The 12,911-nt window shown below is 64.4% G+C and carries 11 protein-coding genes; 8 read left to right on the top strand and 3 right to left on the bottom strand.

Features of this window, described 5'->3' with window-relative positions; translation table 11 throughout:
* Positions 1 to 10 precede the first annotated feature (10 nt).
* Complete coding sequence (locus P1IM2_RS12040) at positions 11 to 1,012, bottom strand: NAD(P)H-quinone oxidoreductase (RefSeq protein WP_260834044.1); 1,002 nt, start codon at positions 1,010 to 1,012, stop codon at positions 11 to 13.
* A gap of 113 nt (positions 1,013 to 1,125) precedes the next feature.
* On the opposite strand from P1IM2_RS12040, the gene P1IM2_RS12035 reads away from it, so the two are divergent.
* The 7 genes from P1IM2_RS12035 (at position 1,126) to glnA (ending at position 10,392) form a co-directional block, all read left to right on the top strand.
* On the top strand, positions 1,126 to 1,323 hold the full coding sequence (locus P1IM2_RS12035; protein ID WP_062900646.1) for a DUF1192 domain-containing protein: 198 nt from the start codon (positions 1,126 to 1,128) through the stop codon (positions 1,321 to 1,323).
* A 138-nt stretch (positions 1,324 to 1,461) separates the two neighbouring features.
* On the top strand, positions 1,462 to 2,601 hold the full coding sequence (locus tag P1IM2_RS12030) for an energy transducer TonB (RefSeq protein ID WP_186402615.1): 1,140 nt from the start codon (positions 1,462 to 1,464) through the stop codon (positions 2,599 to 2,601).
* 187 nt (positions 2,602 to 2,788) lie between these two features.
* A complete protein-coding gene (gene clpA, locus P1IM2_RS12025) occupies positions 2,789 to 5,125 on the top strand; it encodes an ATP-dependent Clp protease ATP-binding subunit ClpA (protein ID WP_058813119.1) in 2,337 nt (778 codons plus the stop codon).
* Positions 5,126 to 5,209: 84 nt separating this feature from the next.
* Entirely contained in the window at positions 5,210 to 6,049 is an 840-nt protein-coding gene (gene map, locus P1IM2_RS12020) for a type I methionyl aminopeptidase (RefSeq protein WP_062900648.1), read from the top strand.
* A gap of 109 nt (positions 6,050 to 6,158) precedes the next feature.
* Positions 6,159 to 8,339, top strand: a complete 2,181-nt coding sequence (locus P1IM2_RS12015; protein WP_062900649.1) for a PQQ-dependent dehydrogenase, methanol/ethanol family — start codon at positions 6,159 to 6,161, stop codon at positions 8,337 to 8,339.
* 229 nt (positions 8,340 to 8,568) lie between these two features.
* Positions 8,569 to 8,907 carry a P-II family nitrogen regulator gene (locus P1IM2_RS12010; RefSeq protein ID WP_003040441.1) on the top strand — a complete coding sequence of 113 codons (339 nt, stop codon included), beginning with the start codon at positions 8,569 to 8,571 and terminating at the stop codon, positions 8,905 to 8,907.
* Positions 8,908 to 8,979: 72 nt separating this feature from the next.
* A complete protein-coding gene (glnA, locus tag P1IM2_RS12005) occupies positions 8,980 to 10,392 on the top strand; it encodes a type I glutamate--ammonia ligase (protein ID WP_058813096.1) in 1,413 nt (470 codons plus the stop codon).
* 78 nt (positions 10,393 to 10,470) lie between these two features.
* On the opposite strand, the gene P1IM2_RS12000 is transcribed toward glnA, so the two are convergent.
* Positions 10,471 to 11,133 carry a hypothetical protein gene (locus tag P1IM2_RS12000; protein ID WP_186402614.1) on the bottom strand — a complete coding sequence of 221 codons (663 nt, stop codon included), beginning with the start codon at positions 11,131 to 11,133 and terminating at the stop codon, positions 10,471 to 10,473.
* Positions 11,133 to 11,342: a helix-turn-helix transcriptional regulator gene (locus P1IM2_RS11995; protein WP_003040449.1), complete on the bottom strand. Its 210-nt coding sequence runs from the start codon at positions 11,340 to 11,342 to the stop codon at positions 11,133 to 11,135. The genes P1IM2_RS12000 and P1IM2_RS11995 overlap by 1 nt, the downstream gene beginning before the upstream one ends.
* Positions 11,343 to 11,520: 178 nt before the next feature.
* On the opposite strand from P1IM2_RS11995, the gene P1IM2_RS11990 reads away from it, so the two are divergent.
* Positions 11,521 to 12,834, top strand: a complete 1,314-nt coding sequence (locus P1IM2_RS11990) for a M20/M25/M40 family metallo-hydrolase (RefSeq protein WP_186402613.1) — start codon at positions 11,521 to 11,523, stop codon at positions 12,832 to 12,834.
* The last annotated feature ends 77 nt before the right edge of the window (positions 12,835 to 12,911 follow it).

The following is a 12,911-nucleotide window of genomic DNA, read 5'->3' as shown; positions in this document are numbered from 1 at the left end:
CAGCAAGCGATTATCCGATCTTGAGGACGATCTTTCCGACGTGCGCGCCCGCCTGCATCCGCGCGTGCGCAGCGGCGGCATCGGCAAGCGGAAAGGATTGATCCATCGCGGGCTTCCAGGCCCCGCTGGAAAGGCGCGGCCACAACGTCTTGTGAATCTCGTCGGCCAGCGCGGCCTTGAAGTCGGCGCTGCGCGCCCGCAGCGTCGATCCGGTCATCGTCAGGCGGCGGCGCATGAGCTGCGACATGTCGATTTCGGCTTTCGCGCCCCGCTGGAAGGCGATGGTGACGTGCCGCCCGTCGTCGGCCAGACACGCAAGATTGCGCGGCACATAATCGCCGCCGACCATATCCAGCACGACATCGACCCCCGCCCCGCCGGTAAAGCCCTTTACCGCCTCCACATAATCCTCGGCCGAATAATCGATCGCGAGGTCGGCGCCGAGCGCCCGCGCCGCGTCGCATTTGTCGGCGCTGCCGCAGGTGACGATGATGCGGATATCGAATAGCTTGCACAGGCCGATCGCCGTCGTTCCGATACCGCTGGTCCCCCCGTGGACGAGCGCTGTCTCCCCTTCCTTGATCCAGCCGCGCTCGAACAGATTATGCCATACGGTGAACACCGTTTCGGGCAGTGCCGCCGCTTCGGCCATGGTGAATCCTGCGGGAACGGGCAGCACGCTGCCCACGGGCGCGACGCAATATTCGGCATAGCCCCCGCCCCCGACCAGCGCGCACACCGCCTGCCCCAGCATTTCGGGATCGCCGCCCGGTCCGGTCGCGACCACTGTCCCGGCGATTTCGAGGCCGGGAAGGTCCGACGCGCCGGGCGGCGGCGGATAGTAGCCCATGCGCTGGAGCACGTCGGGACGGTTCACCCCCGCCGCGGCGACGCGGATCAGCAACTCGCCCGGCCCCGGCCGCGGCACGGGTCGCTGCTCGGCAACGAGCACTTCGGGGCCGCCGGGTTCGCGGATCGCGACGGCGGTCATGCTCTCGGGCAGGCTGGTCACGCTAAATCCCCCACTTTGTTCGATTTCCCACTCGTCCCGCCTTATTGACAGCCGCGGCGCGGGGGTCAACAGTTCGCGCCCCACAAGGCCGCAATTCGACAGGGAGGATGGCCATGGACGACGACGACCTTCCCCGCCGCCGCGACGATGTGCTGACGGCGCTCGCCAAACAGTCGCTCGACCCCTTGTCGGTCGCCGAACTCGACGATCGGCTTGCGGTGCTGGAGGCCGAGATAGCACGCACAAAGGCGCACAAGGCGGCAGCGGGCAGCTTCAAGGCAAATGCGGAGGCACTGTTCCGCAAGGGATGACGGGGCGGCCGTCGCAGCAGCGCCATGAATCTGCAGGCAAAAGCGGCCGATTTGGCGGGGTCGACTCTTGCCCGCCGCATGGGCTCTGCCTAGCCTGTAGCCGAAATTTTCCCCCGAAATCAGGAACGGAACGAGCCCATGCCCCTTATTGCCGCGCTTTCGATTGCCGCCCTGGCCAGCACGCCGCCACCCCCTCCGCCCATTGTCATTCCGGCTCCTGTCGACAAGTCGCCCCTTCCGCTGCTTGAGTCTGCCGACGGTTGGCCGGCGCTGCTTTCCTGGGATATCGCCGATGCGCGCTGCAGCGACGGCGCCCTCGACACTGCGGGCGTAAAGGCCGTCCTGCGCGCGATGTCGAACCGGCCGATGCGCACCGCCGCCCAGATAATATATCGTTTCGACATCGACGCCGACGGACGGCCGATTTCGATCGAGAGCGACGGGTCGCCTGGCGCTCTTGGTCAGGATCTACCGGCATCGCTGGCGGCAAGCCGTTTCCCGGTCGGGCAAGCCCGCACCCGATGCACGATACGCTATCGCATCAGCGCGCAGGCGGTCGGCGCCGCTGCACCCCCGGATCTGCTCGCTTATACGATGACGCCGATTTCGGGACCGTTGCCCAAAGAGGGATGGGCGCGCATCCGCGACATCGGCACTTGCGCCGCACCGCCGCGCCCCCGGCCGCTCCTTCGCGCATTTCCGGACTTTTCGAAAATCCCGGCGACGCGGGGACGAAAAGACTGGTCCTTTGTCCTTTACGACACCGATGCGAAAGGGCGCCCCGTCAACCTGAAGACATTTGCGACGTCGGGCAATCGGGAGCTCGATGCGGCGGCGCGCGACGCCGTGGCACGATCGCGCTTCACCGGAGGCGTTCGCACGCAATGCCTCTACCCTTATCGGCGGGCGCCAGAGACGGTATCACCGCCGCCGATTCCCGATGCCGACGCATTCAGGCCGCAGGGCGCGACCTGCGGCGACGATCGCGCGTGGGACCGCAAGCCGGCCCTGATCTACCCCGCCGCTTATCGCCGGCGCGCAGTCGAAGGCTGGGCGGTGCTGACGTATGACATCGCCCCTTGGGGTGAAATCGGCAATGTCAAGGTTGCCGCGGCGCAGCCTGCTGCCGACTTCGGCACCCAGGCGCAGCGAATGCTCCTGTCCGCCCGGGCCGCGGCTTCGCCGCAAGGATGGACGGGCTGCGTCGAGCGGGTCCGTTTCCAGATGGGAACGGCGCAGGACGACGATGACAAACCCGACTCCGACGACGCGACCTAGCGCAGGCCCTGTGATTGAGCGGCGTCGCGCCCGCCAAATCGCAACGCTGCGTTAACCATAAGACAAGCCTGTCATCGTAATTTCACACGAGCTTCCGCTTTTCCCTTGCGGAGAGACGGGAGCATCGCCACGTTGTGTTCCTAGGGGCGGCCTCTCCCCGGCACGTCCCCGCAAGGAGATGAAGACCATGCCGTCCTTTTCGGAGTCCCTCGAAAAGACCCTGCACAACGCGCTGAAGGCCGCGTCGGAGCGCCACCACGAATACGCGACGCTGGAGCATCTGCTCTACGCGCTGATCGACGACGAACATGCTGCCGAAGTGATGCGCGCGTGCGGCGTCGCGCTGGGCGAGTTGCAGTCGGCGGTGGTCCATTATCTCGACACCGAACTCGACAGCCTGAAGGTCGAGGGGCACAGCGACCCCTCCCCAACCAGCGGTTTCCAGCGCGTCGTCCAGCGCGCGATCCTGCACGTCCAGTCGTCGGGCAAGGATGAGGTGACGGGCGCGAATGTCCTCGTCGCGCTGTTTTCGGAGCGCGAGAGCTATGCGGTCTACTTCTTGCAGCAGCAGGATCTGACGCGGCTCGACGCCGTTTCCTACCTCAGCCACGGGGTCGGCAAGGGCGGCAAGCCGTCGCCCACCGCCGAGCCCGAGGAAAAGGAAGAAGCGAAGGACAAGAGCGAAGGCAAGAACAAGAAGGAAACCGCGCTCGACCAGTTCACGGTCAACCTCAACGAAAAGGCGAAGGGCGGCAAGGTCGACCCGCTGATCGGCCGCAGCGCCGAGGTCGACCGCACGATCCAGATCCTTTGCCGCCGCAGCAAGAACAACCCGCTCTATGTGGGCGACCCCGGCGTCGGCAAGACCGCGATCGCCGAGGGCCTCGCGCGCAAGATCATCGAGGGCGACGTGCCCGAGGTGCTGAAGGAAGCGGTGATCTATTCGCTTGATATGGGCGCGCTGCTCGCCGGCACGCGCTATCGCGGCGATTTCGAGGAGCGGCTGAAACAGGTCGTCTCCGAACTCGAAGGCATGCCGCACGCGATCCTGTTCATCGACGAGATCCACACGGTGATCGGCGCCGGCGCGACGAGCGGCGGCGCGATGGATGCGTCGAACCTCCTGAAGCCCGCATTGTCGGGCGGTGTGATCCGCTGCATCGGTTCGACCACCTACAAGGAGTTCCGCAATCATTTCGAGAAGGACCGCGCGCTGCTGCGCCGGTTCCAGAAGATCGACGTGATCGAACCGAGCATCGAGGACACGAAGAAGATCCTCGCCGGCCTGCGCGACGCGTTCGAGAGCCATCATAATGTGAAATACACCGCCGACGCGATCAACGCGGCGGTCGAGCTGTCATCGCGTTACATCAACGACCGCAAGCTGCCCGACAAGGCGATCGACGTGATCGACGAAGTCGGCGCGATGCAGATGCTGGTGCCGCCGTCGAAGCGCCGCAAAACGATCACCGCGAAGGAGATCGAGGCGGTGATCGCGACGATGGCGCGTATCCCGCCGAAATCGGTGTCGAGCGACGACAAGAAGGTTCTCGAAACGCTCGAGACCGACCTCAAGCGCGTCGTCTTCGGTCAGAATACCGCGATCGAGGTGCTGTCGTCGGCGATCAAGCTCAGCCGCGCCGGGCTGCGCGATCCCGAAAAGCCGATCGGCAATTATCTGTTCAGCGGCCCCACCGGCGTCGGCAAGACCGAGGTCGCGAAACAGCTCGCGCATCTGCTCGGCATTCCGCTCCAGCGGTTCGACATGTCCGAATATATGGAACGCCACTCGGTGAGCCGCCTGATCGGCGCGCCGCCGGGCTATGTCGGCTATGACCAGGGCGGCCTGCTGACCGACGCGATCGACCAGAACCCGCACTGCGTGCTGCTGCTCGACGAGATCGAGAAGGCGCATCCCGACCTGTTCAACATCCTGCTCCAGGTGATGGACAATGGCCGGCTGACCGACCACCACGGCAAGACGGTCGACTTCCGCAACGTGATCCTGATCATGACGACCAATGCGGGCGCGAGCGACATGACGCGCGAGTCGATCGGTTTCGGCACCCAGACGCGCGAGGATGCGCAGGAAGAGGCGGTGAAGCGCATGTTCACCCCCGAATTCCGCAACCGCCTCGATGCGATCGTCCCCTTCGGCTATCTGCCGCCGGAAGTCGTGGCGCGCGTTGTCGACAAGTTCATCCTGCAACTCGAACTGCAGCTTGCCGACCGCAACGTCCACATCCAGCTCGACGACAAGGCGCGCGAATGGTTGACCGCCAAGGGCTATGACAAGCTCTATGGCGCACGCCCGATGGGCCGCCTGATCCAGGAAAAGATCAAGCAGCCGCTCGCCGAAGAACTGCTCTTCGGCAAGCTCGTCCACGGCGGCGAGGTCAAGGTGAAGCTGAAAACCGGCGAGGATGCCAAGGTCGGCAATCCGCTGAGCTTCGAAATCACCCCGGCGGCGCCCAAGGCGAGCAAGGGCAAGGGCAAGGCCAAAGCTGAGAAGGCGGCAGAGTAGAAACCGCTTCAACCCCTCCCGCTTGCGGGAGGGGTTTTGTTTGACCCCCTCGCTTTTTGGGGCTGCGGCGCCTATATCACCGGCATGTACAACTACATCTCCGTAACCGCCGACGAAGCGGCCACCCCCGCCCCCGTCCGCGACGGCACGATCAAGCTTCACGACGAATCCGGCTTTGCCGGAATGCGCAAGGCCGGCCGGCTGTCGGCCGAGATTCTCGACGCGCTCGTTCCTTTCATCCAGCCCGGCGTGACCACCGGGGCGATCGACGATCTGGTGCGCGAGATGATGCTTGCGGGCGGCGGCATTCCCGCGACGCTGGGCTATCGCGGCTTCACGCATAGCTGCTGTACCAGCATCAACCATGTCGTGTGCCACGGGATTCCCGACGACAAGCCGCTGCGCGAAGGCGATATCGTCAATGTCGACGTCACCAGCATCATCGACGGCTGGCATGGCGACACCAGCCGCATGTATCTGGTCGGCGAAGTTCCGATCAAGGCGCGGCGGCTGGTGGACGTGACCTATGAATGCCTGATGCTGGGCATCGAACAGGCGAAGCCCGGCAATACGATGGGCGACGTCGCGCACGCGATCCAGAGCCACGCCGAACGCCACCGTTATTCGGTGGTGCGCGATTTTTGCGGTCACGGGCTCGGCCAGATGTTCCACGATGCGCCCGAAGTGGTCCACGCCGGGCGCCCCGGCACCGGCCCCGAGCTGAGGCCCGGCATGTTCTTCACCATCGAACCGATGATAAACACCGGCAAATATGCCGTGAAGATGCTTGCCGACGGCTGGACCGCGGTGACGCGCGACCGGTCGCTTTCGGCGCAGTTCGAACACAGCATCGGCATCACCGAGGACGGCTGCGAAATCTTTACCGCAAGCCCCAAGGGACTCAACACCCCGCCCTGGGCCTGAAACCTGCCAGACTTTAGGTAGAACACCCTAAATTCCCGCTTGCGAATCCGCTTCGCCCGGCGCAGTCTTGACGTGAACGTCAAGCATAGGACGTCGAGGGAGAGCGAATATGGCGAAACGGGTCATGGCGACCGCGCTGCTTTGTGGTGCGGCCTTGGTTCTGGCGGGTTGCAACGCGTCGAAGTCGGGCGGCACGGGCAGGTCGCTCGACGATGCCGAGAGGGCGAGCGAAGCACTGCTCAAGACCGGCGGCAACGGCGACAACTGGGCCGGCATCGGCTATGGCTATGACGAGCAGCGCTTCAGCCCGCTCACCGACATAAACGACAAGAATGTGGGCGAGCTTGGCATTGCCTGGTTCGCCGATCTTGAGGACGCGCGCGGACAGGAAGCCACCCCGGTCGTCGTCGATGGCACCCTTTATGTCAGCCACGCCTGGTCGAAGGTCGACGCGTGGGACGCCGGGACCGGCAAGAAGCTCTGGTCCTTCGATCCCAAGGTGTCGGGCGACCGCGCGGTCAACGCCTGCTGCGACGTCGTCAACCGCGGCGTCGCGGTATGGGGCGACAAGCTCTTCGTCGGCGCACTCGACGGGCGGCTGATCGCGCTCGATCGCAAGACCGGCAAGGAATTGTGGTCGACGCAGACCTTCGATCCCCAAAAGCCCTACACGATCACCGGCGCGCCGCGCGTCGTGAAGGACATGGTGCTCATCGGCAGCGGCGGCGCCGAATTCGGGGTGCGCGGCTATGTCACCGCCTATGATGCCGATACCGGCAAGGAACGCTGGCGCTTCTACACCGCGCCGAACCCCGAAAAGAAGAAGGACGGCGCCGCAAGCGACGACATCTTCGCGTCGAAAGGCAATGCAACCTGGTCAGACCAAGGGGAATGGAAGACGTCGGGCGGCGGCGGCACGGTGTGGGACGCGATCGTCTATGACAAGGATCTCGACCAGATCTATCTCGGCGTCGGCAACGGCAATCCGTGGAACCATGGCACGCGTTCGAACGGCGAAGGCGACAACTGGTTCCTCTCGTCCGTGGTGGCGCTCGATGCGTCGACCGGCAAATATAAATGGCATTATCAGGAAACGCCCGGCGAGAGCTGGGACTATACCGCGACGCAGCCGATCATCCTTGCCGAGCAGGCGGTGAACGGCACGCCGACCAAAGTGCTGTATCATGCACCGAAGAACGGCTTTTTCTTCACGATCGACCGGACCACCGGCAAGCTGATCGACGCCAAGCCTTTCGTCGACGGGATCAACTGGGCGACCGGCTATGACATGGCCACTGGCCGGCCGATCGAAAATCCCGACGCGCGCTTCTACAAGACCGGCAAGCCCTTCATCGCGATCCCGGGCGCGCTTGGCGCGCACAACTGGCATCCGATGAGCTACAACCCTGCTACCGGCCTCGTCTATATTCCGGCGCAGCAGATTCCGCAGGGCTATATCCAGGATATGGATGAGCTGGACCGGCGCAAGGTACTCGGCTTCAACATCGGCGCCTCGCTGACCGCAGCGATGCTCCCCGACGACAAGGCTGCCTTCCGCGCGGCCGTCGCCGCGACCACCGGCCGTCTCGTTGCCTTCGACCCGCGCACCGGCAAGGTCGCCTGGGGCGTCGACTATCCCGCCGCATGGAACGGCGGCACGATGACGACCGCCGGCAATCTGGTTTTCCAGGGAACGAGCACCGGGCGCTTCCGCGCCTATGCCGCCGACACCGGCAAGCAGCTGCTCGACCTCGACATGCAGTCGGGGATCGTCAGCGCGCCATCGACCTTCCGCGTGGGCGGAGTGCAATATGTCGCTTTCCAGACCAGCAAGGGCGGCGCCTTTCCACTTGTCGCCGGGGTCGCGGGCGGAGTGACGCGCAAGGTGCCCAATATTCCGCGCCTCGTGGTGCTCAAGCTCGGCGGTACGGTGCAGCTCCCCGCCCCGCCCGCGACCACGACGCTGGCGTGGAATCCGCCCGCGCAGTTCGGCACGCCGCAGCAGATCGCATCGGGCAAGGCGCATTTCGGGCGCTATTGCCAAGTCTGTCACGGCGACAGCGCGATCGGCAACGGCTTCACCCCCGACCTGCGCGTTTCGGGTGCGCTGACCAGTGCCGATGCATGGAAGGGCGTGATCCTCGACGGCGCGCTGAAGGACCGCGGCATGGTGAGCTTTGCCAAGGTGCTCTCCCCCGCCGATGTCGAGGCGATTCGCGCCTATGTCATCGACCGGTCGAACTGGACCAAGGCGAACCTGCCCGACGCGTCGGCGCCCGTCGGGCGCTGATTGCACAAAATTTAATCACCTAAATCACGCCGCTGCCCAAAGGACAGGCAGCGGCGTAATTTCGTGCCAAATTTCTTACCGAAAGCTTGCGATTCGCCAATTGGCACGGGTCTTGATTGGTGCAAGATGGCCGCACACCGCACCGACTCACGGGGGAAACCGGTTCAGGCGTACCTGACCCGGCTTCGTCCACAGGCAAAGGTGGAAGGCCCAAAGGGGGACATGAAGCGTGAAGAAGATTGAGGCGATCATCAAACCGTTCAAGCTCGACGAGGTGAAGGAGGCGCTGCACGAAGTGGGTGTCAGCGGCATCACCGTCACCGAGGCGAAGGGCTTCGGTCGCCAGAAGGGTCACACCGAACTGTATCGCGGCGCTGAATATGTCGTCGACTTCCTGCCGAAGGTGAAGCTGGAGGTTATCGTCGATGACAATATGGCCGAACGCGTGGTCGAGGCGATTGCCGCGGCGGCGCAGACGGGCCGCATCGGCGACGGCAAGATTTTCGTGATCCCCGTGGAAACCGCGCTGCGCATCCGCACCGGCGAGCGCAATGAGGACGCGCTCTAAGCTTCCATCGCTCCATCCCGTTCAACAGACGCCGGTCCAGCCGGTACTATTCGCAAAAAGGAAGAAGTGACCATGGCCACCAAGCCGAAGGATATCATCGCCCGGATCAAGGATAATGACATCGAGTGGGTCGATCTGCGTTTCACCGATCCCAAGGGCAAATGGCAGCATCTGACCATGTGCGCCGGCGTGATCGACGAAGACGCCCTCGAAGACGGCCTGATGTTCGACGGTTCGTCGATCGAAGGCTGGAAGGCGATCAACGAAAGCGACATGATCCTGAAGCCCGATCTCGAAGCGGTCTATGACGATCCCTTCTCGGCAACCCCGATGCTGGTGATGTTCTGCGACATCGTCGAACCTTCGACCGGCGAAGGCTATGCCCGCGACCCGCGCACCACCGCGAAGCGCGCCGAAGCCTATGTCGCCTCGACCGGCATCGGCGACACCGTCTATGTCGGCCCCGAAGCCGAATTCTTCATGTTCGACGACGTCCGCTTCGAAACCGGCTATAACAAGTCGGGTTTCGAAATCGACGATATCGAACTGCCGACCAACACCGGCCGCGCCTATGAAGGCGGCAACCTTGGACATCGTCCGCGCGCCAAGGGCGGCTATTTCCCTGTCGCGCCGGTCGACAGCGCCGTCGACATCCGCGCCGAAATGGTCTCGACCATGCTCGAAATGGGCCTGCCCTGCGACAAGCATCACCATGAAGTCGCCGCCGCGCAGCACGAGCTGGGCCTGACCTTCGGCACGCTGACGCAGACCGCCGACCGCATGCAGATCTACAAATATGTCGTGCATCAGGTCGCCCATGCCTATGGCAAGACTGCGACCTTCATGCCCAAGCCGATCAAGGACGATAACGGATCGGGCATGCACACCCACATCTCGATCTGGGAAAAGGGCAAGCCGCTCTTTGCGGGCAACGGCTATGCCGGCCTTTCGGACATGTGCCTCTATTTCATCGGCGGCGTCATCAAGCATGCGAAGGCACTCAATGCCTTCACCAACCCGACGACGAACAGCTACAAGCGCCTCGTCCCGGGCTTCGAGGCGCCGGTGCTGCTCGCCTATTCGAGCCGCAACCGTTCGGCTTCGTGCCGCATCCCCTATGGCGCGGGCGCCAAGGCGAAGCGCGTCGAATTCCGTTTCCCCGACGCGATGGCGAACCCCTATCTCTGCTATTCGGCGCTGCTGATGGCGGGGCTCGACGGCATCCAGAACAAGATCCACCCCGGCGACGCGATGGACAAGAATCTCTATGATCTGCCGCCCGAAGAACTCGCCGAAGTCCCGACCGTCTGTGGCAGCCTGCGCGAAGCGCTCGACAGCCTCGCGGCCGATCACGACTTCCTCTTGAAGGGCGACGTCTTCTCGAAGGATCAGATCGAAGCCTATATCGAACTCAAATGGGCCGAAGTTTACAACTTCGAACAGACCCCGAGCCCGGTCGAATTCGACATGTATTACAGCGCCTGATCTGCAGCGATCAGTCACGCTCGAAGGGCGTCCGGCTTGGGGGAGCTCGGACGCCCTTCCCTTATCTGCTACCTGCGCTCAGCGCATCATCAGGCCGCGGCGACCGATCGCCACAAAGGCCCCGACAAGCATCATCGCCGCCAGCGTCGTCACCACGTCGATCGCGGTGAGCGCCGGTCCGAGCCCTAGAAAATCGGCGGCGCCCCAGAGGGTGAGCCCGATCCAGCTCAGGCCGAAGGCCCAATAGCCGCCTTCGATGCCCAATTGGCGGTTAAGCTCGTCATATTGCCACCGCCACGCCCAGCTCGCCGCGACACCGCCCGCAATCACGAGGGCCAGCACCGCCGCGGCCGCCTGCGCCGGAACGGGTCCGGCCGGAAAGGAGGGCGTGCGTGCGAGCGCGAGCGCAAGCAGTGCGGCCCCGATTGCGCCCATGACGATGACCGATCGCCCCATGCCCGCGCGCTCCTCGCGCAGTTCGTCGGCATCGGCGACGTTGAGCAGCCTGGCGCCGGTGCGCGGCACCGCCAGCCCGAAGCCGACAAAGGCCGCCATCAGGAGATAGAGGATGGCGACCCCGGCCAGCGCAACGCGCGATCCGCCCATCGCATCGATGAAATCGGTCCCGGCGACATGCATCAGCCCGGCGACCGTGCCCGCACCGACGATCGCGCCGACCAGCGCCCCGATCCCGCTCTTCTTCCACGCCGCAGCGCTATGTCCGGCCACCATCTTGTCCATCACTCGTCCTCTGGCATCCAATGATCGATAAACAGCTCGCGCACCTCCAGCCCGAACAGCCGGGCCATGCGCAGCGCGAGCGGCAGGCTGGGATCATATTTGTCGGTTTCGACGGCATTGATCGTCTGCCGCGAGACGCCGAGCCGGCGGGCCAGTTCGCCCTGGCTCCACCCCGCCTGCTCGCGGCAATCCCGAACGCGATTTTGCAATGACCATCCTTTCAGCCTGTCAGACACTCTTTACAGACGCGAAACATATGCTGTCAAACACTCTTTACAGGTCGTGCTCGAGATGGGGATCGGCAAGCGAGCGAATATTGCCGGGCGCGATGGCTTGCGGCGGCGGCCTTCAAGCGGCACAAGGGCGCCGACAAAGGAGATTGTGCAGATGAAATCAGCCCGCTTCGCCGCGTTCGCCGCCCTTGCCGCGCTCGCGCTCGCCCCGGCCGCGCATGCCAAGCTGAGCCCGACCGAAAGCCGGATGGCCGAAACGGTAAAGGCCGAGCAGGAACGGTCGATCGCGCTGCTCGAAAGGCTGGTGAATCAGAACAGTGGTACGTTGAACCTCGCCGGGGTCGAAAAGGTAGCCGAGATGATGCGCTCCGAGCTCGAGCCGCTGGGCTTTACGGTCACCTGGAAACCCACGCCCGAGACGAAGCGCGCCGGCCATCTGATCGCGGTGCACAAGGGGCGTGCCGACGGCAAGAAGATGCTGCTGATCGCGCATCTCGACACGGTGTTCGAACCCGACTCGCCCTTCCAGACCTTCACGCGCAAGGACGGCTGGGGCGAAGGCCCCGGCGCGGGCGACGACAAGGGCGGCATGGTGGTGATCGTCGCGGCGCTGCGCGCGATGAAGGCTGCGGGCACGCTGAAAGACGCCAATATCGAAATCCATATGACCGGCGACGAGGAAGACGCGGGCGATCCGATCGAAAAATCGCGCGCCGACCTGATCACCGCGGGCAAGCGCAGCGACATCGCGCTCGATTTCGAAGGACTTGTCCGCGACAATGGCGCCGATATGGGATCGATCGCCCGCCGCAGTTCGGAAAGCTGGACCGTCACCGCGACGGGCATGAGCGCCCACAGTTCGGGCATCTTCAGCGCCGAGGTCGGCGACGGCGCGATCAACGAGCTGGCACGCATCATCCGCGATTTCCGCACCCAACTGCCCGAACCCAATCTGACCTTCAACGTCGGGCTAATCGCCGGCGGACAGGAAGCGACGCTCGACACCGGCGGTATCCGCGCGACCGCAAACGGCAAGACCAACATCGTCGCCCCGATTGCGGTGGCGCGCGGCGACCTGCGCACCCTGTCGCCCGAACAGTCGGCGCGGGTGAAGGACAAGATGGCGGCGATCGTTGCGCGCCATCTGCCCGGCACCGATGCGAAGCTTGCCTTCGACCCCGGCGCCTATCCGCCGATGGCGCCGACGGCGGGCAACAAGGCGCTGCTCGACCGGCTCAACGGCGTGAACCGCGACATGGGGCTCCCCGAAATGGCCGCGCTCGATCCGCTTAAACGCGGCGCCGGCGACATCAGCTTCGTCGCCGCCGATGTCGATGGCCTTGCCGGGCTCGGCACCTATTCGACCGGCGATCATGCGCCCGGCGAAAGGGTCGAATTGTCCAGCATCGCACGCCAGGCGACGCGCGCTGCGATACTCATGTCACGCATAGCCGCTGAAAAGCGCTGAGCTGGAAGAAATCGCAGCCGACCGCGCTTGATTCGCGCGGCACAGTGATTAGGTAGCAATCCGAGACGGAAGTTTCC

Origin of the sequence: Sphingopyxis sp. P1IMeth2, assembly GCF_900185685.1 — a bacterium.
GTDB lineage: Bacteria > Pseudomonadota > Alphaproteobacteria > Sphingomonadales > Sphingomonadaceae > Sphingopyxis > Sphingopyxis terrae_A.
Note: the sequence above shows the minus strand (reverse complement) of the source record. Positions and strands in the feature narration are given on the sequence as shown.